Source organism: Pseudomonas sp. 39004 (assembly GCF_028682155.1).
In the GTDB taxonomy this organism is placed as follows: domain Bacteria; phylum Pseudomonadota; class Gammaproteobacteria; order Pseudomonadales; family Pseudomonadaceae; genus Aquipseudomonas; species Aquipseudomonas capeferrum.
On the sequence record NZ_JANIAG010000054.1, the window covers coordinates 1 to 22,500 of the forward strand.

The following is a 22,500-nucleotide window of genomic DNA, read 5'->3' on the forward strand; positions in this document are numbered from 1 at the left end:
ATTCACGCGAGTTATGCGATAAACGGCGCCTTGGCAGAAGAATGATAACCATGATGGACAACCGCAGCGGCAAGGGACTTTCTTTCGTCAAGCGCATCTACCTGCCGCGCATCATCGGTATGGGCATCGGTCTGTTCAGTGTAGTGGCAGCGGTGGCGCCGCTATCGCCGCCGATGTGGGCCTGGCTGCTGTTACTGTTCAATGGACTTTTCTGGCCACATGCCGCCTACCTGTGGGCAATCCGCTCGGCAACGCCTTACCAGGCAGAGCAACGCAACCTGCTGCTGGACTCGCTGATGGGGGGCTTCTGGACTGCCACCATGCAGTTCAACCCACTGCCCAGCGTCACCGTTCTGTCGATGATGACCATGAACAACGTCGCCGCAGGTGGCAAGCGCCTGCTCGTACGCGGTGTACTGGCGCAGCTCGCCGGTATGCTCCTGGCCACGCTGGTGTTCGGCCCCGGGCTACAACTCAACGCCACACCACTGCAGGTTTACGCGTGCCTGCCAATGTTGACGCTCTACCCCTTGGCCCTTGGCTGGGTCTGCTACCAACTGGCAATCAAGCTGGCCGAGCACAAACGCCGCCTCAGTGCGCTGAGCCTTACCGACAGCCTGACCGGTTTGCTCAACCACGGGGCCTGGAAAGACCTGTTGCAAGTCAGGTTCCAGACCTGCCAGCAACAGCAGCATGCGGTGATCGCCCTCATCGACATTGACCACTTCAAGACCATCAACGACACCTTTGGCCACGTGGTCGGCGATTGCGTGCTTAGGCAGATGAGCGAAGAGCTCAAACGCAACCTGCGTGACGTCGACCAGGCCGGGCGCTATGGCGGCGACGAATTCTGCGTGATCCTGCCAGACACCCACGAGGCGCAGGCCTGCCAGGCCATGGAGCGCTTGCGCGAGCGGGTGGCGAACTATCGCAATCCGCAACTGCCGCATTTGCGCATCAGCCTCAGCATTGGCTTGTCCGCGTTTCATGCAGACCTTGAATCCCCCGAGCACTGGCTCGAACAGGCTGGCAAGGCCTTGTACACCGCCAAGCACGCTGGTCGTGACCAGGTCAATTTCGCGCAAAGCGAGGCCGCCGGGCTCAGGCTGGCCTATCCTGACTGAACCTCCTTCCTGATTGCCCTGCGGGAGGCTGCTGTTCTTGAAGGAGTCGCTCGCGCATGGCCAGGAACGCCGACCTTCCACCCACCCTTGCCACCCCACATTTCCAAGTCCGCCGCTTGATTGCAGGCTTTTGCGCGGTTTTCGCCTTGGCCTGCCTGGTTACCTTGGGCGCGTTGCTCAATATTGCTGCCACCCTCGATCGCCAGGAGCAGCAACGCAGCGCCTTCCATGCCAGCCAGGCCCTCGAACAACGGTTGCTCGCCTCACGCCAGTTTCTGTCCAGCTATGCCGTGTGGGATGCGGCCTTCGAGCACCTGGCCGGCAAGGCCGACTGGCAATGGGCCTACGAGGAGAAGAACGTCGGCGAATCGCTGTACAGCGCCAGTGGCTATGAAGGCGTATTCGTGGTGGACGACCAGCGCACCACCTACGCCCTGTTCAAAGGCAAGCCCAGCGAGGCGCAAGCCAGTACCTATATAGAAGCGCCCCTGCAACCGATCATCAGCCAAGCGCGGGCGGCCGCCAGCGCTCGCGAGCAAATTACCCGGTTCGTGCTGTTCAACGGCTGGCCTGCAGTGCTCAGCGCGGCCGCCGTACGCCCCGACAAAGACGTGTCGGCCAGCGAAGTGAGCCAGGCGCCCGTCATGCTGTTCGTCGACCAGCTGACCGAGGACAAGCTCGCGCGCCTGGGCACCGGTGCGGGTCTGGCGGGTATGCATATCGAGAAACACGGCACAGGCGAGCATGGCCATCAGCGCATCGAGCTGGGCGATACCGGCTACCACCTGGCCTGGACCAGCCCGCTGCCGGGGCAGCAATTGCTCTGGGCGATGTTGCCTGCGCTGCTCTGCGCCCTGTTGATACTGGGCCTGGTGATGCTCTACCTGTTCCGCCATGCCCTGCGCAGCTCCCGCGCCATCGACCTCAGCCTCAAGCGCCTGCAACAGAGCAACCAGGCCCTGGAGGCCAGCGAGCAGCGTTTTCGCGCCGTGGCCGAAGCCGCTTCCGACTGGATCTGGGAAACCGACCGGCAACAACGCCTGACCTATCTTTCCCAGCGTTTCGTCAGTGTCACCGGCTACCCGGTTGACGACTGGCTGGGCCAGCCGGTCAACCAGCTGCTGGCCTGCGATACCACGCCGTTGTCGCCTTGGCTCGACGCATTGGCCGCCGCCGACCCCCAGCAGTTGGCAAACCTGCGCTGCACCTACCGTGATCACAACGGGCAGAACCGCTACTGCCGCATCTCGGCGCGAGCGATCTGGTACGACGGCAAGCCTACCGGCTTTCGCGGTACCGCCAGCGACATCACGGACGAGGTCGACGCCCATGCGCGCATCCAGCACCTCTCGCTGCACGACCCGCTGACCGGGCTGGCCAATCGCAACAAACTCGCCCGGCATCTCGAACAGGTATTGCTGCGCGGCAGCGACTCGCCGCCACTCACCTTACTGCTGCTGGACCTGGACAACTTCAAGCCGATCAACGATTCCCTCGGCCACGCCGCCGGTGACGCCGTGCTGCAAGAGGTGGCGACACGCCTGCGCGACACCACCCGCGATGTCGACCTGGTCGCACGCCTTGGGGGTGACGAGTTCATCCTGGTTCTGACTGGCATGGATAACCGCAGCGAGGTCGATCGCTTCTGCGCACGCCTGATCAGCCTGTTGCAGCAACCTATCGTGTTTGACAACCAGCCACTGCACATTGGCGCCAGCATTGGCGTCGCACAAAGCCGCACCCTGGGCTTCGATGCCGGCGAGCTGATCCGCTGCGCCGACATCGCGCTGTACCAGGCCAAGGCAGATGGCAAGAGCACCTGGCGCTATTTCGCCGCCGAAATGAACCAGCAGATCCAGTACCGTCGCCAACTGGAAAACGATTTGCGCCGTGCCCTGCAGAACCAGGAGTTCGAGCTGCACTACCAGCCGCGCTATCGCCTGGGCGACCTGCGCATCGTCGCGGTCGAAGCCCTGCTGCGCTGGCAGCACCCGCACGAAGGGCTGCTGGGGCCAGACACCTTCATCCCGCTGGCCGAGCAGAGCGACATCATTGTTGCGCTGGGCCGTTGGGTACTGCGCGAAGCCTGCCGCACGGCCCACGACTGGCCGGCAGACCTGTTGATTTCGGTGAACCTGTCGCCCGCCCAGTTCTTGCGCAGCGATGTGGTGGCCGATGTGCGCGACATCCTGCTGGAAACCGCGCTACCCGCCCAGCGCCTGGAGCTGGAGATCACCGAGAACGTGATGCTCAACGACATCGAAGGCGCACTCAGCACCATGCTGTCACTCAAGGAGCTTGGTGTGCGCCTGAACATGGACGACTTTGGCACCGGTTACTCGTCGCTGGGCTATCTGCGCACCTACCCGTTCGACAGCATAAAGATCGACAAACGCTTCATCGCCGGCCTGAACAACACCAGTGGCAATGATCGCGCTGTGGTCCAGGCAATCATCAACCTGGGCGAAGCCATGGGGCTGACGGTGACCGCCGAGGGCGTGGAGAGTGAACAACAGCTCAGGACGCTTGAGAAGGACCGCTGCCATGAAGTGCAGGGTTACTTCCTGAGCCGACCTTTGACGAAAGAAAGCCTTGAGGCGCTGCTGCGACAGGCGCCCGAAGGCTCGGCACACCATCTGTTGTAGGAACAACCTATTCGCACTGCAAGGGTGTTCCTACGCAGGGGGCCATCAGCGTTTATTGCGTTCGGCCACGATCTCCGGCAAATCGCTGCGCCGCAAGTAGGTACGCAAGGGCTCGCCGATGTTCAGGCGGTCGTCCACATGCTGCTCCAGCAACAGTGCCAGGCGCGACCGGCACAAGGCCATGCGCGGCCCTTGCTCGGGTCGCCAGACGAATTCGTTGCAGGGGGTGATACTGTCGTCGGCCACGTCCATGCCGAACGCGTCCTCGGAAAAACGCACGATATGAACGCCGCGCTTGCCATGAAAGCCGACGAAACCGTTGAGCTGCTCAGCGGCGTTGCAGATGTCCTGGGAAGTGATGGCCATGACGTAACCTCGCAATAAAAGGAAGTGACGCACGCCGGGCTGCAAACGGTCGCCTCTGCCGGGCGACTCGCAAGGCCAGCCTAACGCAAGTGGTAGAGCATTCGCCAAGGTTTTTCATCATCCTGCCAAAGGCCCGCTAGAATGGTCCTGAACCCCCTTCGTCGCCAACACTGGGACTGTTAATGACCGACGCCATCCATGCCGACATTGCCACGATCGGCCGCATCAATGCTGTGCCCGCCATCCTCCAGGTGATCTGCGAAACAACGGGCATGCGCTTCGCCGCCGTGGCCCGGGTAACCGATAGCAACTGGACAGCGTGTGCCGTGCTCGACACCCTGGGTTTTGGCCTGACCGCGGGCGGTGAGCTCGATGTCGCCACCACGCTGTGCCACGAAATCCGCAGCACCCACCAGACCATCGTGATCGACAAGGCCAGCGAAGACGAGCAGTACTGCCGGCACCACACGCCTCAGCTCTATCGCTTCGAAAGCTACATTTCAGTGCCGGTGTTCCGGACCGATGGCCGCTTCTTCGGCACCATCTGCGCCCTCGACCCTTTACCCGCAGCGCTTAAAGGCAGTGCCATCCAGCCGATGATGGAATCCTTCGCCCGGCTGCTGGCCATCCAGATCGAAAGCGAAGAAGGCGCCCAGCGCACCGAGCAGGCACTGCGCAAGGAGCGGGCCATGGCCGAAGTGCGCGAACAGTTCATTGCCGTGCTCGGCCATGACCTGCGCAACCCGCTGTTCGCCATCACCGCCGGTGCCGAGCTGCTCGCTCAGCGCCTGCAGGACGACCAGCAGCGCACTATCGCCCAGCATATCCTCACCTGCGGCCGGCGTGCCTCGCAGCTGGTGCGCGATGTGCTGGACTTTGCCCGTGGCCGCCTCGGAGCCGGCATCCCCTTGAACCTGCAGGCTTGCCCTGACCTTGCCGAAGGCCTGCGGCATGTCGCCTCGGAACTGCAACAGGTGCATCCGCAGCGGCGGATCGTGCTGGACATCGGCGACATCGGCGGGCTGTACTGTGATCGCGAACGGGTCACCCAACTGCTCTCGAACCTGATCGCCAATGCCCTGACCCACGGCGACCCGCAAGGACCGGTAGCGGTCAAGGCGGCCCTCCAGCCCGGTGAGTTCGTGCTGAGCGTGCACAACCAAGGCGCCCCCATCGCCGTGCAGACCCTGGCGCAATTGTTCCAACCCTTCTCCCGCCCCTTGTCACAGGTACCGCAGCAAGGGCTTGGGCTCGGGCTGTACATCGCCAACCAGATCGCGCTGGCACATGGTGGGCGCATGGAGGTGCTCTCCAACGAACACAACGGCACCTTGTTCAGCTTCCGTCTGCCGCTGGGTCAACCTGGGGCGCCGGCAGCACCACCAGCCAGCTCATGACGGCATGCACCCGGCGCGGCACCTGCCAAGGCCATCACTGTTGAACGCGGTCTTCATGCACCTGCACGCTGGCGGTCATGCCAGCACTGAGGTTCACCCCTTGCGGGATCTGGTCGAGGCGGATCCGTACCGGTATCCGCTGCGCCAACCGCACCCAGTTGAAGGTGGGCTCGACTTCCGGCAGCAGCTGGCTGTCGGGGTTGCTGTTGCGGTCGGTGATACCGCGGCTGATGCTCTGCACATGTCCTTGCATCGCCTCGCCCGCCCCCATCAGCCACACCTTCACCCGGTCACCCACGCGGATGCGCGGTAGCTTGGTTTCTTCGAAGTAAGCCTGGATATAGAAAGTCGAGTCATCCACCAGGGCCATGACCGACTCACCGGTGTTCACGTAGTTGCCCTGGGCCAAGCGCAGGTTGGTGATGTGCCCGCTGCGCGGCGCGCGCACTTCACTGCGCGCCAGGTTGATTTTGGCCACCTGCAATTGCGCTTGGGCCTCATGCAGTTCGCCACGGGCGATAGCGGCATTGATCTGGGCATTTTCACGCAGCTCGGCACTGATCGCCTCCGGCCCCAAGGCAGTACGCCGCGCCGCTTCGCGCTCGCGCAGGCGCAGTTGCTGCGCGCGGGTCTCGGTCACGGCGCTGGCCTGGTCGAACGCTGCCTGAAAGCGCTCGCTGTCGATGCTCATGAGCAGATCACCCGCGTTCACCTGCTGGTTGTCATGCACCTTCAGCTCGCGCACCCAGCCGGACACGTCCGGCGCGATCACCACCACGTCGGCGCGCACACGCGCATCGCGGGTCCAGGGGGTGAGCATGTAGTACTGCCACAGCTGGTAGCCTGCCAACAGGGCCAGGGCCACCACACACAGTGTCACCAAGGTACGTACGACGGTACGCATCGAATCACTCCTTACTTGAACCCTGACAAAAACCCTTATGCAGCGCCCAGCACGCGCACTACCAGGTACAACACGCACACGAACAATGCCGCGTCGAATAATGCTTCATGCCAGATCCAGCGGCCCAACGGCGTGGCCTGTACCAACAAGCGCAGCAGCCCGGTGCACAACAGCGCCAGCAGCACATAAATCAGAAACGGGCTCAACAGCACGCCGCCCAGCGCCCATTCACGCAACCCCATGCACGTCCTCCTGCCAGCGGCACCACTTGCCCCAGCTCTTCTGCAACTGCAGCACCGCGCCTTCGGCCAGGCGCAGCGGATCGCTCGCAGGCAGCCGGCGCAACGCTTCGATGAATTGCGCGCTGGCGTTGTCCAGACGCTGCCCGCGCCCGGGCGCAGGCCCTTTGGCCAGCACGGCCTCTACCTGTTGCAGGTACTCGCGTTCGGCCCGGCCCAACGGTGCCTGGGCGACCGCCAGGCACATGCGCAGGTGCACCAGTTCATCGCCGATGTCCAGGCCATGCAGGCCATCGTCCCAGCGCTTGCGCTCGCTTTCAGGCAACTCGCTGGCATGCCGCGCCAGCTGCATGAGGCGGTCGGCCATACGCCCGCCAAACCAGCTGTCGGCGCCACGCAGGTCGCGCCGGGTCAGGCGCACCAGGTCGTGCTGGGTCGCTGCCCGCAGGCGCCGGCCAAGCCACGCCGGGTGGCGGAACACCAGCAAGCGGAACGCCATGACCGCCGCAGACACACCCACCAGCATGGCCAACGCACTGTTGAGCATGCTGGCCACGCCAAACTGCATGGCATTGAGTGGCGACACCAGGACAATGAAGTGCAGGCAATAGGAGGTGGCGGTAGCGCCGGTACGCGGGTGGGCCATGCCCAGCGCGCCCAGAAACAGTGGCACGCCCATGCCCAGGCAGAGCATGGCGAAGCTGCTCCATTGGGGCAGCAGAATTTGCCCGACCAAGAATGCGACCGGGATCGCCAAAAAGATGCCACGCAAGAAACTGAGGCCGATCTGGGCGCCGTTTTCGCGGCTGGCGAACAGGCTGCAGACCACACAGGTCAATATCAGCCCACCCGGCGCCGATGGCCAGGCTGTTGCCAACCAGAAACCACTCATCACCAGAAACGCCAACGCGCTACGTGAACCGAACAACAGGGCCAGCGACCAATCGCGGTGCGCGGCCAGGCCCTGGGACACATCCTTGGGCGCCCTGCCCGCTTCGACGTCGTCCAGCGCCTGGGTCGCGGCCATGGCGTAATCCAGCAACAGCGCCATGCGTGCCAGGCAGTAATGTTCTGCAGAGCTGATCTGCTCGTCATGGGCGGCATCCCAGATGCGCTGACGCAACAGCAAGAGGCTCGGTCGATCGGGGTTGCCCAACTGCGCGCGCAACGCTTCCAACCAGGGCGCCAGGTGCCGAGTTTCGTGCTCATCAAGCTGGCGCCACTGCCGGCGCACCGAGCGGGAGATACGCAGCAGTACCATCAGCTTCTGGCTCAGGCCACGGATGGCGCGGGCGCGCTGGCGCCCGCGGTTGCCTTCGAACCAGGCATGTTCGCGCTGGCTGTCGATGGCGACGATACGCCCCAGGCTTTCCAGCAACCCTTTGCGCGCGTCATCTTCGCCGCCGAGCATGGCGCTGGCTGCCTGCAGGCCATTGTGCCAAGCCTGCCGGGCCTGCCCGCTCAATTGCTGTTCCACGCGCATGGGCCAGATGAGGGCGCTGGTGGCGGTGGCGCAAAAAATCCCCAGGCAGATCTCGGTGCAGCGGGCCACAGCCTGATCGAACACCTGCAACGGGTGGTCGATCGCCGGCAAGGCGATGATCGCTGCGGTGTACCCGGCCAGCACGAAGGCGTAGGCCCAGGCACTGCGCAGCTGGGTCGAAGCCGCCGTGCACAGGGCCAGCCACAGCGCCAGGGTGATCAAAAACAAGCCTGGCGTCTGGGCGAACAGGCCGATGAAAAGCACCGACATGAAGGTGCCGACCAAGGTGCCGGCCAGACGCGCAAGGCCCTTTTGCACCACCATGCCCGACAGCGGCTGGGCCACGATAAAGGCGGTCATAAGTGCCCATGAAGGCTGCTCCAGCCCCCAACGCATCGCCAGCCATAGCGCCAGGCCACCGCCAAGCACGGTCTTGATGGCGAACTTCAGGGCGAGGCTGCTGGGTGCGAACAGGGCCTGGAGAGTGATGGGCACGAGGCGGACCTTGCGGGGATGGTCAGGTAAACGATAGACAATGAAGAGAAGGATAATGCGCAAACGATTAATTAGCTAGCTAATCATCTTTTAAGGGCTGTGCTGCTTGGCATTTTCCAGGCAAAAAAAAATGGGCGACCGAAGTCGCCCTAAATGCCTTGCGTGCTCGTGAACCCAGAAGGTCAGCGCGGTTTGCGCTTGTTCGAGTCCTTCCAGATGAAAATGCCCAGACCGGCAAAGAACGCGACCATCAACCCAACCGTTACCACTCCTGCGATAACCACGTTGTCGAAGAACATGTCGGCCTCCCTTTTCGTTTGCCGTTGTCCGATGGATGCAAGGTAACGAATGTGGGGGCACAGAAAATTGATCGGGGTCAATGGTGCCCGAGACCGGGCACGCGAGGCGGGCGCAGGTTTGACCTGCGTCAAGTTTCAGCGCTTCTTGGGCTTGCCCTTGGGTTTCTTTTTCTTGGCCGCGCTCAAGGGCATGGCCTGCTCGAAGGCCTGGCGCACTTCGTTGAGGCGCTTTTCCTTGAGGTCGTGGACGCGCTTGGCACGTTCGGCATCGAAATCGATGAGGTTGTCTTGGCTCATGGGTGGGCTCGACGATCAACTGAGGCTTGCATGATGAAGCCAGGCGCGGACGCTGACCAGCCCCGCGTCAGACTTCGATGTCGACCAGCAGCCCCTGACGCGGGCGCTCGCCCATCAGCGGAGCCACCGGTACGGTGTTGTCGGCGTTGACCTCATCGCCGGGTAGCGCGCTGTAACGCTCGCCGTCGTTTTTTTGCCGACGTTGCTGTTGCCGTCGTTGTTCATCACGCAGCAGCAAGGCCTGCTCTTGCGGGTCGCGCTGCTGCCTGAGGTCGATCGCGCTTTCACCGGACGAAGGCTGCGTGGGAACCACCGGCTTGATGTCGGGGGTTGGCTTGACCGGGTCCTGTTGCGAGGTTACCGGTGCTGCACTGAGCGGAATGATCGGCGGCAACATGGAAAGTCTCCTATTACCCCTGTATCGGCGGCTGGTCACCTACCTTGAATACAGACAACGCTTACTCGGCTTCGTCGTCAGGGTCGTCGTCATTCGGCGGGCTGGCCTCACTCCAGGGCCGCTTGTAGACCTGTTGCCAGACTGCGTCCATGTGGTCGCGCAGTACCTGCGGCGCGGCCTTGAGCGAGGCGCTGTCCTCGCGTTCTCCGCCTATCGGGTCTTCGCCGGCGGGCGTGATCAGCGACTCCCCGGTAATGGTGTAGCTGGCCTGCCCTTCGCGCATCTCGATGGCGATATCGTGCGGGTCGATCCCCCCGCCGCAGAAGGCATGGCTGGCTACCGTCAGTTCGGCGACCCCGTCCTTGTTCAGGTCACTGACATCGCTGACATCGGTATAGAAGTCGACATCCAGGTCCAAGCCTGGGCAGGTGGTTTCCTGTTCAATCTGCCAGCGTGCCTTGAACGCATCGCGTTCTGCCGTGCGCCCATATAGCGTGGCCTTGAGCACCACCTTGTCGACTTCCTGCTGGTTTTCGGCGTCGGTGGCCTGGCCATCGGTGCGGCTGAGCACCAACAGCCCTTCACCCTCGCGGTCACGAAAATGCACGCTCTTGATCGGCGTCTGCACGCCCAGCGCCTCAAGCTGCTCGGGCGCAATGGCCGGCAACGTCTCGAAGTTTTTTTGCTCGCACGCAGCCAGCAGCACGAGGCTGCCCACGGCCAGGGAAGCGTTCAACCAGCGGTGCTTGGCGGACATGTCGGTGCGCAGCCCTCGTCGGCAAGACGGTGTTGGTCGATGAAACGGCTAGACTGTTGGTCTTTGGCACCCATCGGTGCACTTCAACACTTTGGTCTGACCGGCCGATCCGTTAACATAGCCGGCTTTTCATCGCGGGAGTTCAGGCAGTATGGCGCAGCAGTATCAACCGGGGCAACGCTGGATCAGCGACAGCGAAGCAGAGCTCGGCCTGGGTACCATCCTGGCGCAGGATGGCCGCCTGTTGACCGTGCTCTACCCGGCCACTGGCGACACCCGCCAGTATTCCCTGCGCAATGCGCCGCTGACCCGCGTGCGCTTCTCGCCAGGTGACCTGATCACCCACTTCGACGGCTGGAAGCTGACCGTGCGCGAGGTCGACGATGTCGACGGCCTGCTGGTCTACCATGGCCTGGACGCGCAAAACCAGCCGCGCACCCTGCCAGAAACCCAGCTGTCGAACTTCATTCAGTTCCGCCTGGCCAGCGACCGCCTGTTCGCCGGCCAGATCGACCCGCTGTCGTGGTTCAGCCTGCGTTACAACACCCTGCATCACACCAGCAAACAGATGCAATCGTCGCTCTGGGGCCTGGGTGGCTGCCGCGCGCAACCGATCGCTCACCAGTTGCACATCGCCCGCGAAGTAGCAGACCGCAGCGCGCCACGGGTTCTGCTGGCGGACGAAGTCGGCCTGGGCAAGACCATCGAGGCCGGCCTGGTCATCCATCGCCAGCTGCTGACCGGGCGCGCCAGCCGCGTACTGATCCTGGTCCCGGAAAACCTCCAGCACCAATGGCTGGTGGAAATGCGCCGGCGCTTCAACCTGCAGGTGGCGCTGTTCGACGCCGAACGCTTCATCGAGAGCGACGCCAGCAACCCGTTCGAAGACGCTCAGCTGGCGTTGGTCGCCCTGGAATGGCTGGTCGACGACGAGAAGGCCCAGGACGCGCTGTTTGCTGCGGGCTGGGACCTGATGGTGGTCGATGAAGCCCATCACCTGGTCTGGCATGAAGACCAGGTCAGCGCGGAGTACGGCTTGGTCGAGCAACTGGCACAGGTCATCCCTGGCGTATTGCTGCTCACCGCCACCCCCGAACAACTTGGCCAGGACAGCCACTTCGCCCGGCTGCGTCTGCTCGACCCTAACCGCTTCCATGACCTGGCGGCCTTCCGCGCCGAGAGCGAGCACTATCGCCCGGTGGCCGAAGCCGTGCAGGAGCTGCTCGACGAAGGCCGCCTGTCGCCCAAGGCCCACGCCACCATCCATGGCTTCCTCGGTGCCGAAGGCGAAGCCTTGCTGGCGGCGGTCAACGATGGTGATACCCAGGCCAGCGCGCGCCTGATCCGCGAGTTGCTCGACCGCCACGGCACTGGCCGCGTGCTGTTCCGCAACACCCGTGCTGCGGTCCAGGGTTTCCCCGAGCGCCAGCTGCATGCCTACCCGGTGGCCATGCCCGAGCAGTACCGCGACCTGCCGCCTGGCGAAAAGGCCGAGCTGTACCCGGAAGTCGCTTTCCAGGCGCATGGCGACACCACTGACGACGAGCGCTGGTGGCGTTTCGACCCTCGGGTCGACTGGCTGATCGATACCCTCAAGATGCTCAAGCGCACCAAAGTGCTGGTCATCTGCGCCCATGCCGAAACCGCCATGGACCTGGAAGACGCCCTGCGCGTGCGCTCCGGCATCCCCGCCTCGGTCTTCCATGAAGGCATGAGCATTCTGGAGCGTGACCGCGCCGCCGCCTATTTCGCGGACGAGGAATTTGGCGCCCAGGTACTGATCTGTTCCGAGATCGGCAGCGAAGGCCGCAACTTCCAGTTCTCTCATCACCTGGTGATGTTCGACCTGCCGGCCCACCCTGACCTGCTCGAACAACGTATCGGCCGTCTCGACCGGATCGGCCAGAAGCACACCATCCAGCTGCACGTGCCCTACCTGCAGGACAGCCCGCAACAGCGCCTGTTCCAGTGGTACCACGAAGCGCTCAACGCCTTCCTCAACACCTGCCCGACCGGCAATGCCCTGCAGCATCAGTTCGGCCCGCGCCTGCTACCGCTGCTTGAAAGCGGTGACAGCAAAGCCTGGGATGCCCTGATGGCCGATGCCCGCAACGAGCGCGAGCGCCTGGAAGCCGAGCTGCACAGCGGCCGCGACCGGCTGCTGGAGCTCAACTCCGGCGGGGCCGGCGAAGGCCAGGCACTGGTGGAGGCGATTCTCGAACAGGACGACCAGTTCGCCCTGCCGATCTACATGGAGACCCTGTTCGACGCGTTCGGCATCGACAGCGAAGACCACTCGGAAAATGCCCTGATCCTGAAACCGAGCGAGAAGATGCTCGACGCCAGTTTCCCGCTGGGTGACGACGAAGGTGTGACCATCACCTACGACCGTACCCAGGCGTTGTCCCGCGAGGACATGCAGTTCCTGACCTGGGAACACCCGATGGTTCAGGGCGGCATGGACCTGGTGCTGTCCGGCTCGATGGGCAACACCGCTGTCGCGCTGATCAAGAACAAGGCCCTCAAGCCTGGCACCGTGCTGCTCGAACTGCTGTTCGTCAGCGAGGTGGTGGCGCCACGCAGCCTGCAACTCGGCCGCTACCTGCCACCGGCAGCCCTGCGTTGCCTGCTCGACACCAATGGCAACGACCTGGCGTCGCGCGTGGCCTTCGAAACGCTCAACGACCAGCTCGAAAGCGTTCCGCGCGCCAGCGCCAACAAGTTTATCCAGGCCCAGCGGGATGTACTGGCCCAGCGCATCAGTGGCGGTGAGGCCAAGATCATGCCGACCCACGTCGAGCGTGTGGCCGAAGCCCAGCGCCGCCTGGCTGCCGAAGCGGACGAAGAACTGGCGCGCCTGACCGCGCTCAAGGCGGTCAACCCGAGCGTGCGCGACAGCGAAATCGACGCCCTGCGCAAGCAGCGTGAAGAAGGCATGGCGATGCTGGACAAAGCTGCCTTGCGCTTGGAAGCCATTCGCGTGCTGGTGGCTGGCTGATTAGGTGAGCGGCAGTTGGGCTGCGTGACAGCCCAGCGCGACCCAAGGCCGCTCCTGCAACGGGAGCGGCCATATTCCTTGCTGCGATTGGCCTCATAACCAAATCATAGAAATCAAAGTGCCATTATTCAGGAAGGGCTAACTACCTCTTCCTATACTGCCTCTAGACAGTCTGCCAAGGGTTATACCGCAGACGAGTGAAAACTCGACCAAGAGGCGCGCAATGGAATGGCTGGGTCTGCAACTGTTCGCCGATCTTCCGGCAACCGGGCGAATCGTCATCGATTGTCGCCACGAACCCTTCCTGGTCCTGCTCGCCTATACCGTGGCCTGCGCGGGGTGCTTCGCGACCCTGGACATGGCCGAGCGCCAGTCCCATAGCGAACAGGCCACGGCGCAACGCCAATGGCGCATGCTCGGCGCCTGCTGCCTCGCCGGCGGTATCTGGGCCATGCACTTCATCAGCATGCTGGCCTTCCAGGCCCCGCTCGAAGTTCACTACGACGTGTCGCTGACCGTGCTGTCGCTGCTCATTGCCCTGATCGTCGCCTGGGTGGGCATGAACAGCATCAACCGTAGGCACATGCGCCCGTATCATTATCTGAAGCGTGCAGTACTCATCGCGGTCGGCATCATCTTCATGCATTTTGTCGGCATGGCCGCCCTCGAGACCGGCGCGCAACAGTACTACCAGACCGGGCGGCTACTGGCCTCCATGGCCATCGCCCTGCTCACCAGCCTCGCAGCATTGCTGCTGGCGCGGTACTTTCGCAACGGTAGCGGCACCTTGCACCAGGCCCTGAAGTACGGCGCAAGCCTGCTGATGGCCGGCGGCATCGTCGCGACCCACTTCACGGCCATGTCGGCCATGACCTTGGTCATCCCCGCCGACACCGCCCTGCGCCTGCCGTCAGCCGACAACAGCCTGCAACTGGGGCTGACCATTGCCTTCATCACGCTGCTGATCAGTGGTGCCAGCATCAGTGCGGCCTTGGCCGACAAGAAGCTGCAAAGCAAGGAACACGACCTGCGCCGGGTCAGCATGCTGCTCAACCAACTGGACCAGGCGCGAGCCTCGCTGCAACAGGCCGCGCACTACGACGCCCTGACCAACCTGATCAACCGCCGCGGCTTCAATCAAGTGTTCGCCGAGCGCCTCGCCGAACAGAACGCCGATGACAACCGCCTGGCGGTGATGTTTCTCGACATCGACCACTTCAAACGCATCAATGACAGCCTTGGCCATGCTGCCGGCGACGAACTGCTCAAAGTGATCGCCAACCACATCAAGGCAGCCACCCGCAGCCAAGACCTGGTGGCGCGCTTTGGTGGCGACGAGTTCTGCGTGGTCACCAGCCTCAACAACCGTGATGAAGCACGCCACCTGGCGCAGCGCATCATGCAGCGAATGAAGGACCCCATCGACCTGGGTGGCCGGCGCATGGTCATGACCACCAGTATCGGTATCAGCATTTTCCCCGACGATGGCAACACTGCCGAAGAGTTGCTCAAGCACGCCGACTTAGCCCTGTACCAGTCCAAGGGCAACGGGCGCAACAGCCTGACCTTCTTCAACGACAGCCTTAAAACCCGGGCCACGCTTGCCCTGCAGCTGGAAGAGGAACTGCGCATCGCGCTGCTGGAAGAACGCGGGCTGTGCGTGCATTACCAGCCGATCTTCGACCTGCACAATGGCCAGGTGGCCAAGCTCGAAGCCCTGGTGCGCTGGCAACACCCACAACACGGCCTGCTCGGGCCCGACCGTTTCATCGGCATCGCCGAAGCCAATGGTTTGATCATCGACCTCGACCTGTGGGTGCTGCGCCACGCCTGTGCCGACCTGGCACGACTGCACCGCCACGGTTATGGCGACCTCAAGGTCACGGTGAACTGCTCGGCAGTCACCCTCAGCCACGATGAGCTGGCCAGCGAAGTGGAGAAAGCGTTGTTCCACTCAGCTTTGGCGCCCCGCCACCTGGAGCTGGAGATCACCGAAAACGCCTTGATGGGCGACATCCAGCGCACTGTCAGCCTGCTCAAGCGCGTACGCGCGCAGGGCGTGGCCCTGTCGATCGATGATTTCGGCACCGGTTACTCGTCGCTGGCTTACCTCAAGCGCTTGCCGCTGGACATCCTGAAAATCGACAGGACCTTCCTGCAGGATGTGCCGGGCAGCCAGAAAGACCGTGAGATCGTCCAGGCCATCATCGTCATGGCCCACACCCTGCACCTGCAGGTGGTCAGCGAGGGTGTGGAAACCGTCGAACAGCTGGAGTTCCTCGAAACCCACGGCTGCGACTACCTGCAGGGCTACCTGCTCAGCCGCCCGGTGCCGCTGGGCGAATTGCGACCGATCCTGGAGCGGCTGCAACGGCGCAATGGCCTGCTCAGCCCTTGCTGCGATACAGCGCTACCAGGGTCGCCGGATCTTTTTGCAGATAGCCCTTGCTACCGTGCAGGCGCATCAATTGCGCGGCGAGGCCACTGAGCGGTGTCGCCGAGCCCTGCTCGCGAGAGAATTTGACTGCGCTGTCGAGGTCTTTGAGCAACGTCCGCACATGCCACTTGATCGGCTCGAAGCGGCTCTCGGCCATTTGCGGGGCAAGGATCTGCAGCGGTTTCGAATCGGCAAAGCCGCCCGCCAAAGCCTCGGCGATCAGTGTCGCATCCACGCCTGACTGCTCTGCCAACGCCACCACTTCGGCGATCACCAGGGCATTGCAGGCCACGATCATCTGGTTGCAGGCCTTGGTCACCTGGCCTGCGCCAACGGCGCCCATGTGCGTCACACGCTGGCCAAGGGCCTGCAGCACCGGCCGTGCCCGCTGCAGGTCAGCGGCCTCGCCACCGACCATGATGGCCAAGGTGCCGGCCTCGGCGCCCGGCGTGCCACCGGACACCGGGGCATCCAGCCAGGCCATGCCAGACAAGGCCGCGAGCGCAGCGGCCATCTCCCGGGTGGCGGTCGGTTCGAGGCTCGAAAAATCGATCAGCAACTGGCCACTGCGCCCACCCTGCGCGATGCCTTGCTCACCGAACACCACTTCACGCACCACCGCCGTATCGGCCAGGCACAGCAGCACCATGTCGCTGTCGCGGCACAACTCGGCCGGGGTTGCCGCCAGTCGCGCGCCAGCTGCTACCAGCTCGGCGCATTTGTCGGGGCTGCGGTTCCACACCGTCAGCGGGTAACCGGCAGCCAGCAGGCGCCGACACATGGGCAAGCCCATCAGGCCGATTCCGGCGAAGGCTAGCGAAGGTAGTTGTGAGCTCATGAACGACTCCTGGCACATTTTGTTATTTTCAAGGCGCGCAGCGGCCCCATTACGCATCCCGTAAACTGTTACCGCCACGCCGAATTGTTACTTCCCTCCACCCATCTGATCGTCCCCAAGCACCAGATTGAGGCGGCTGCGCATTTTCACGCACCAAAAACGATCACGTTCACTCAGGGCGCTTCACTTGAATCACGATAAACGGTGAAACCACCACCGCCCAGATCTCTGGATCGCGGTTTTGCAGGTCCAGTGCCTGCTCGGCAGTCACCGGGCCAACAGTGCCATCACTACGCCACTTGGCGAAGATCTCGCCGCGATTCTCGGCCATCGCTTCGGCTACGGCGATCAGGTCCAGGCTTGGGTCGACCCAAATCAGGTCACCCTTTGCCCAGAAGCGCTCCAGCGCTTTCCACTCGATGATTGCCGTCTCGCCAATCAATTTGGCATAGAGGGTGCTTGTTTGATCAGTCATGGGTTGCTACCCGCAAAAATCGGCCAATAAAAATGGCCGCTATTTTTGCAGAAAAACCCGGTTTCAAATACGTAATTTGGTCGATCGGCCCCGAACTTGTGGGGTGGGGCCGCAGGTACAGGCAAATTGATGGCGCTTTTCTGTATCTTTGTGTCGATCAAGCGACAACCCAGGAACCAGGTACTTTTTGACCGCTTTTCAAGCGCTCGAACAGCGCTCTACACTGTACCGGTACAGTTCCGGGACATGTTCCGGGGGAAGGTGGGCATGCAGTATGGCGTGGCCATACCGCAAATCCCGCCCGGTCTGTAGCCCTGGCCGCCAGGACTATAAGAATTACAACAGAATGAGTGGAGCACTATGATCAAGATTTCCAAGCTGTTCGCCGCAATGGTTCTGGCAGGGGTAGCCAGCCATTCGTTTGCCGCCGATACCATCAAGATCGGGATCGCGGGGCCTAAGACCGGCCCTGTCACCCAGTACGGCGACATGCAGTTCATCGGCGCCAAGCAAGCCATCAAAGACATCAACGCCAAGGGCGGCGTCGATGGCAAGATGCTCGAAGCCAAGGAATACGACGACGCCTGCGACCCTAAACAGGCCGTGGCAGTCGCCAACAAAGTGGTCAACGACGGCGTCAAGTTCGTCATCGGCCACCTGTGCTCCAGCTCTACCCAGCCTGCGTCCGACATCTACGAAGACGAAGGCGTGATCATGATCACCCCCGCCGCCACCAGCCCGGAAATCACCGCCCGTGGCTACAAAATGATCTTCCGTACCATCGGTCTGGACAGCGCCCAGGGTCCAGCCGCCGGCAACTACATCGCTGACCACGTCAAGCCGAAGGTCGTTGCAGTCCTGCACGACAAGCAGCAGTACGGTGAAGGCATCGCCACCGCAGTCAAGCAGACACTGGAAGGCAAAGGCACCAAGGTTGCCGTGTTCGAAGGCCTGAACGCCGGTGACAAGGACTTCTCCTCGATCATCCAGAAGCTCAAACAGAACAACGTCGACTTCGTGTACTACGGCGGCTACCACCCAGAGCTGGGCCTGATCTTGCGCCAGGCTCAGGAAAAAGGCCTGAAAGCCAAATTCATGGGCCCAGAAGGTGTCGGCAACGACTCCATCTCGCAGATCGCCCAGGGCGCCTCCGAAGGCCTGCTGGTCACCCTGCCGAAGTCGTTCGACGCCGATCCCGAGAACAAGGCCATCGTCGATGCCATCAAGGCTGACGGCAAGGACCCGAGCGGCCCGTTCGTGTTCCCGGCCTACTCGGCTGTCCAACTGATTGCCGAAGGCATCAAAGCGGCCAAGTCCGAAGACGCCGACAAAGTGGCAGAAGCCATCCACGCCGGTACTTTCAAGACCCCAACCGGCGACCTGTCATATGACGCCAAGGGCGACCTGAAAGACTTCAAATTCGTTGTTTACGAATGGCACTTCGGCAAACCGAAGACCGAAGTCTCCCCTCAGTAACTGCGTGACTAAATAGCTGACCGTAGAAGCCCACTGTGCGAGCAGTGGGCTTTGTTTTACGAGGTTCATGGCCGTGATTCCCGCGATCCGGGAGCCGGCCACCTGAAAATCTTAAAACCGTCACTCGCGGTTTCCTGGCCTACCCCCGCCAGCGAAATGCAAATCAGGTTTTTAGGAGCGCTGTAATGCCTGAGATCTACCATTTCTTCCAACAACTGGTTAATGGATTGACCATCGGCAGCACCTATGCCTTGATCGCCATCGGCTACACGATGGTGTACGGCATCATTGGCATGATCAACTTCGCCCACGGCGAGGTGTACATGATCGGTTCCTACGTGGCCTTCATCGCCCTGGCGGGCCTGGCCATGATGGGTATCCATTCGCTGCCGATCCTGATGACCGTCGCCTTCGTCGCGACGATCTTCGTCACCAGTGCCTATGGCTACAGCATCGAACGGGTTGCCTACCGCCCCCTGCGCAACAGCAACCGTCTGATCCCGCTGATTTCCGCCATCGGCATGTCGATTTTCCTGCAGAACACGGTCTTGCTCTCGCAGGACTCCAAGGACAAATCCATCCCCAACCTGATCCCCGGAAGCTTCTCCTTCGGGCCGGGCGGCGCTGAAGAGGTACTGATCAGCTACATGCAGATCCTGGTGTTCGTGGTCACCCTGGTGGCCATGACCCTGCTCACCCTGTTCATCTCCCGTTCCCGTCTGGGCCGCGCCTGCCGCGCCTGCGCCGAGGACATCAAGATGGCCAACCTGCTGGGCATCAACACCAACAACATCATCGCCCTCACCTTCGTCATCGGTGCCGCACTGGCAGCGGTAGCGGCCGTGCTGCTGAGCATGCAGTACGGGGTGATCAACCCCAACGCCGGCTTCCTGGTGGGCCTCAAAGCCTTCACCGCAGCGGTGCTGGGTGGCATCGGCAGCATTCCGGGCGCCATGCTCGGTGGGCTGGTGCTGGGTGTGGCCGAGGCCTTCGGCGCCGATATCTTCGGCGACCAGTACAAGGACGTGGTGGCATTCGGTCTCTTGGTGCTTGTCCTGCTGTTCCGGCCGACCGGCATCCTGGGCCGCCCGGAGGTTGAAAAAGTATGAACAAAAATCTCAAACAGGCGTTCTTCAGCGCCTTGCTGGTATGGGCCGTGGCCTTCCCGGTACTGGGCCTCAAACTGAGCATCGACGGCATCAGCCTGGTGGTGCACAGCCAGGGCTCGTTCACCATCAGCATCATCGCCGTGTGCTCGGTGCTGATGTTCCTGCGCGTGCTGTTCGACAAGCAGTGGAGCTCGGTCATGAGCCGCCGCTCGGATCGCAAGCTGATCTCGCCGGCCGTGAGCAACTACCTGACCCTGCCCAAGACTCAGCGCTGGATCATCATCGGGCTGATCCTGGTCGCGCTGGTGTGGCCGTTCTTCGGCTCGCGCGGTGCGGTCGACATCGCCACGCTGATCCTGATCTACGTGTTGCTGGGCCTGGGCCTGAACATCGTGGTCGGCCTGGCAGGCCTGCTCGACCTGGGTTATGTGGGCTTCTATGCCGTCGGCGCGTACAGCTACGCAATGCTCTCGCACTACCTGGGCTGGAGCTTCTGGGTCTGCCTGCCGATCGCCGGCCTGATGGCCGCCACCTTCGGCTTCCTGCTCGGCTTCCCGGTGCTGCGCCTGCGCGGTGACTACCTGGCGATCGTGACACTCGGCTTCGGCGAGATCATCCGCCTGTTCCTGCGTAACCTCACCGACTGGACCGGCGGCCCCAACGGCATCAGCAACATCCCCAAGCCCGAGCTCTTCGGCCTGACCTTCGAACGCCGTGCGGCCGAGGGGATGCAGACCTTCCATGAGTTCTTCGGGTTGGCGTACAACTCGATCAACAAGGTCATCTTCCTCTACCTGGTGGCCTTGCTGCTGGCCCTGCTGGCGCTGTTTGTCATCAACCGCCTGCTGCGCATGCCGATCGGCCGTGCCTGGGAAGCCTTGCGTGAAGACGAAATCGCCTGCCGCGCACTGGGCCTGAACCCCACTGTGATCAAGCTCTCGGCATTCACCCTGGGTGCCTGCTTCGCCGGTTTCGCCGGCAGCTTCTTCGCTGCCCGGCAAGGCCTGGTGACACCGGAGTCGTTCACCTTCATCGAGTCGGCGATCATCCTCGCCATCGTCGTGCTCGGTGGCATGGGTTCACAACTGGGCGTGATTCTCGCGGCCATCGTGATGATCCTGCTGCCCGAGCTGATGCGTGAGTTCAGCGAATACCGGATGCTGATGTTCGGTGCGCTGATGGTGTTGATGATGATCTGGCGTCCGCAAGGCCTGCTGCCTATGCAACGTCCACACATGGAGCTGCGTCGATGAGCCGCGAAATTCTGCAAGTCAGCGGCCTGAGCATGCGCTTCGGCGGCTTGTTGGCGGTCAATGGCGTGGCCCTGACCGTCAAGGAAAAACAGGTGGTGGCGCTGATCGGCCCGAACGGCGCAGGCAAGACCACGGTGTTCAACTGCCTCACCGGGTTCTACAAACCCAGCGGTGGCACCATCCTGCTCGATGGCCAGCCGATCCAGGGCCTGGCCGGCCACCAGATCGCCCGCAAGGGCGTGGTGCGTACCTTCCAGAACGTGCGCCTGTTCAAGGAAATGACCGCGCTGGAGAACCTGCTGATCGCCCAGCACCGGCACTTGAACACCAACTTCTTCGCCGGCCTGTTCAAGACCCCGAGCTTCCGCCGCAGCGAGAAGGAGGCCATGGAGCGCGCGCAGTACTGGCTGGAGAAGGTCAACCTGACCGAGTTCGCCAACCGTACCGCCGGCACCCTCGCCTACGGCCAGCAACGCCGCCTGGAAATCGCCCGCTGCATGATGACCCAGCCACGGATCATCATGCTCGACGAGCCGGCTGCGGGCCTTAACCCGAAAGAGACCGAAGACCTCAAGGCACTGATCGCCTATCTGCGCGAGTCACACAACGTCACCGTGCTGCTGATCGAGCACGACATGAAGCTGGTGATGAGCATTTCCGACCATATCGTGGTGATCAACCAGGGCACCCCCCTGGCAGATGGCACGCCGGAGCAGATTCGCGACAATCCTGAAGTGATCAAGGCTTACCTGGGGGAAGCGTAAATGCTGAAGTTCGAGAACGTTTCCACCTTCTACGGCAAGATCCAGGCGCTGCACAGCGTCAACGTGGAGATCAACCAGGGCGAGATCGTCACCTTGATCGGCGCCAACGGCGCGGGCAAATCGACGCTGCTGATGACCTTGTGCGGCTCGCCGCAGGCCCAAAGCGGCAGCATCAAGTACCTGGGTGAAGAGCTGGTCGGCCAGACCTCTTCGCACATCATGCGCAAGAGTATCGCCGTGGTCCCGGAAGGGCGCCGCGTGTTCGCCCGCCTGACGGTGGAAGAAAACCTCGCCATGGGCGGTTTCTTCACCGACAAGGGCGACTACCAGGAGCAGCTGGACAAAGTCCTGCAGCTGTTCCCGCGCCTGAAGGAGCGTTACATCCAGCGTGGCGGCACCATGTCCGGTGGCGAGCAGCAGATGCTCGCCATTGGCCGGGCGCTGATGAGCAAACCCAAGCTGCTGTTGCTTGACGAGCCGTCACTGGGCCTGGCACCGATCATCATCCAGCAGATCTTCGACATCATCGAACAGTTGCGCCGTGACGGCGTGACCGTGTTCCTGGTGGAACAGAACGCCAACCAGGCGCTGAAGATCGCCGACCGTGCCTATGTCCTGGAAAACGGGCGGGTGGTGATGCAGGGAACGGGCGAGTCTCTGCTGAGTGACCCCAAGGTGCGTGACGCGTACCTGGGGGGTTGATGAACAAAGGGCCTTCGGGCCCTTTTTTCTGCCTGTTGGGTTCAT

General features: G+C 62.6%; 20 protein-coding genes. 10 read left to right on the forward strand and 10 right to left on the reverse strand.

What is annotated here, in order from left to right; translation table 11 throughout:
• Positions 1 to 53: 53 nt before the first annotated feature.
• Entirely contained in the window at positions 54 to 1,124 is a 1,071-nt protein-coding gene (locus tag NP534_RS11900) for a diguanylate cyclase (RefSeq protein ID WP_274098840.1), read from the forward strand.
• Between the two features lie 56 nt (positions 1,125 to 1,180).
• Positions 1,181 to 3,769 (forward strand): bifunctional diguanylate cyclase/phosphodiesterase, encoded by a 2,589-nt coding sequence (locus tag NP534_RS11905; protein ID WP_274098822.1) that lies wholly within the window; start codon positions 1,181 to 1,183, stop codon positions 3,767 to 3,769.
• A gap of 45 nt (positions 3,770 to 3,814) precedes the next feature.
• Here the strand turns inward: NP534_RS11905 and NP534_RS11910 are convergent, their stop codons facing one another.
• Positions 3,815 to 4,135, reverse strand: coding sequence for a DUF2025 family protein (locus NP534_RS11910; protein ID WP_033702613.1), 321 nt, complete (start codon positions 4,133 to 4,135; stop codon positions 3,815 to 3,817).
• 182 nt (positions 4,136 to 4,317) lie between these two features.
• Here NP534_RS11910 and NP534_RS11915 point away from each other — a divergent pair, with 182 nt between their 5' ends.
• Complete coding sequence (locus NP534_RS11915) at positions 4,318 to 5,532, forward strand: GAF domain-containing sensor histidine kinase (RefSeq protein WP_274098823.1); 1,215 nt, start codon at positions 4,318 to 4,320, stop codon at positions 5,530 to 5,532.
• A gap of 34 nt (positions 5,533 to 5,566) precedes the next feature.
• Here NP534_RS11915 and NP534_RS11920 read toward each other — a convergent pair whose 3' ends face one another.
• From NP534_RS11920 to NP534_RS11945, 7 genes are all read right to left on the reverse strand, one after another.
• On the reverse strand, positions 5,567 to 6,436 hold the full coding sequence (locus tag NP534_RS11920) for an efflux RND transporter periplasmic adaptor subunit (RefSeq protein ID WP_047583682.1): 870 nt from the start codon (positions 6,434 to 6,436) through the stop codon (positions 5,567 to 5,569).
• Between the two features lie 35 nt (positions 6,437 to 6,471).
• Positions 6,472 to 6,678 carry a DUF1656 domain-containing protein gene (locus NP534_RS11925; protein ID WP_274098824.1) on the reverse strand — a complete coding sequence of 69 codons (207 nt, stop codon included), beginning with the start codon at positions 6,676 to 6,678 and terminating at the stop codon, positions 6,472 to 6,474.
• Positions 6,665 to 8,653 carry an FUSC family protein gene (locus NP534_RS11930; protein WP_274098825.1) on the reverse strand — a complete coding sequence of 663 codons (1,989 nt, stop codon included), beginning with the start codon at positions 8,651 to 8,653 and terminating at the stop codon, positions 6,665 to 6,667. The genes NP534_RS11925 and NP534_RS11930 overlap by 14 nt, the downstream gene beginning before the upstream one ends.
• Positions 8,654 to 8,835: 182 nt before the next feature.
• A complete protein-coding gene (gene ccoM / locus NP534_RS26705; protein WP_003254862.1) occupies positions 8,836 to 8,952 on the reverse strand; it encodes a cytochrome c oxidase subunit CcoM in 117 nt (38 codons plus the stop codon).
• Between the two features lie 135 nt (positions 8,953 to 9,087).
• Positions 9,088 to 9,249, reverse strand: coding sequence for a hypothetical protein (locus NP534_RS11935; RefSeq protein WP_077068735.1), 162 nt, complete (start codon positions 9,247 to 9,249; stop codon positions 9,088 to 9,090).
• 67 nt (positions 9,250 to 9,316) lie between these two features.
• A complete protein-coding gene (locus tag NP534_RS11940; RefSeq protein ID WP_274098826.1) occupies positions 9,317 to 9,646 on the reverse strand; it encodes an aspartate-semialdehyde dehydrogenase in 330 nt (109 codons plus the stop codon).
• A 61-nt stretch (positions 9,647 to 9,707) separates the two neighbouring features.
• Complete coding sequence (locus tag NP534_RS11945) at positions 9,708 to 10,403, reverse strand: M949_RS01915 family surface polysaccharide biosynthesis protein (RefSeq protein WP_274098827.1); 696 nt, start codon at positions 10,401 to 10,403, stop codon at positions 9,708 to 9,710.
• A 151-nt stretch (positions 10,404 to 10,554) separates the two neighbouring features.
• Between NP534_RS11945 and rapA the strand changes: the two genes are divergently transcribed.
• Together rapA and NP534_RS11955 are read left to right on the forward strand one after the other, a co-directional pair.
• A complete protein-coding gene (gene rapA / locus NP534_RS11950; RefSeq protein ID WP_274098828.1) occupies positions 10,555 to 13,401 on the forward strand; it encodes an RNA polymerase-associated protein RapA in 2,847 nt (948 codons plus the stop codon).
• A gap of 223 nt (positions 13,402 to 13,624) precedes the next feature.
• Entirely contained in the window at positions 13,625 to 15,889 is a 2,265-nt protein-coding gene (locus tag NP534_RS11955) for a putative bifunctional diguanylate cyclase/phosphodiesterase (RefSeq protein WP_274098829.1), read from the forward strand.
• On the opposite strand, the gene NP534_RS11960 is transcribed toward NP534_RS11955, so the two are convergent.
• Positions 15,789 to 16,676 (reverse strand): NAD(P)-dependent oxidoreductase, encoded by an 888-nt coding sequence (locus NP534_RS11960; RefSeq protein WP_274098830.1) that lies wholly within the window; start codon positions 16,674 to 16,676, stop codon positions 15,789 to 15,791. The genes NP534_RS11955 and NP534_RS11960 overlap by 101 nt on opposite strands.
• Positions 16,677 to 16,845: 169 nt before the next feature.
• Complete coding sequence (locus tag NP534_RS11965; protein ID WP_274098831.1) at positions 16,846 to 17,151, reverse strand: DUF2288 domain-containing protein; 306 nt, start codon at positions 17,149 to 17,151, stop codon at positions 16,846 to 16,848.
• A 360-nt stretch (positions 17,152 to 17,511) separates the two neighbouring features.
• On the opposite strand from NP534_RS11965, the gene NP534_RS11970 reads away from it, so the two are divergent.
• The 5 genes from NP534_RS11970 (at position 17,512) to NP534_RS11990 (ending at position 22,455) form a co-directional block, all read left to right on the forward strand.
• Complete coding sequence (locus NP534_RS11970) at positions 17,512 to 18,627, forward strand: branched-chain amino acid ABC transporter substrate-binding protein (protein WP_274098832.1); 1,116 nt, start codon at positions 17,512 to 17,514, stop codon at positions 18,625 to 18,627.
• A gap of 185 nt (positions 18,628 to 18,812) precedes the next feature.
• Positions 18,813 to 19,736: a high-affinity branched-chain amino acid ABC transporter permease LivH gene (gene livH / locus NP534_RS11975; protein ID WP_008097482.1), complete on the forward strand. Its 924-nt coding sequence runs from the start codon at positions 18,813 to 18,815 to the stop codon at positions 19,734 to 19,736.
• On the forward strand, positions 19,733 to 20,989 hold the full coding sequence (locus tag NP534_RS11980) for a high-affinity branched-chain amino acid ABC transporter permease LivM (protein WP_033702627.1): 1,257 nt from the start codon (positions 19,733 to 19,735) through the stop codon (positions 20,987 to 20,989). The genes livH and NP534_RS11980 overlap by 4 nt, the downstream gene beginning before the upstream one ends.
• A complete protein-coding gene (gene livG / locus NP534_RS11985; protein ID WP_033702628.1) occupies positions 20,986 to 21,753 on the forward strand; it encodes a high-affinity branched-chain amino acid ABC transporter ATP-binding protein LivG in 768 nt (255 codons plus the stop codon). Before NP534_RS11980 ends, livG begins: the two co-directional genes overlap by 4 nt.
• Positions 21,754 to 22,455 (forward strand): ABC transporter ATP-binding protein, encoded by a 702-nt coding sequence (locus tag NP534_RS11990; RefSeq protein WP_274098833.1) that lies wholly within the window; start codon positions 21,754 to 21,756, stop codon positions 22,453 to 22,455.
• The last annotated feature ends 45 nt before the right edge of the window (positions 22,456 to 22,500 follow it).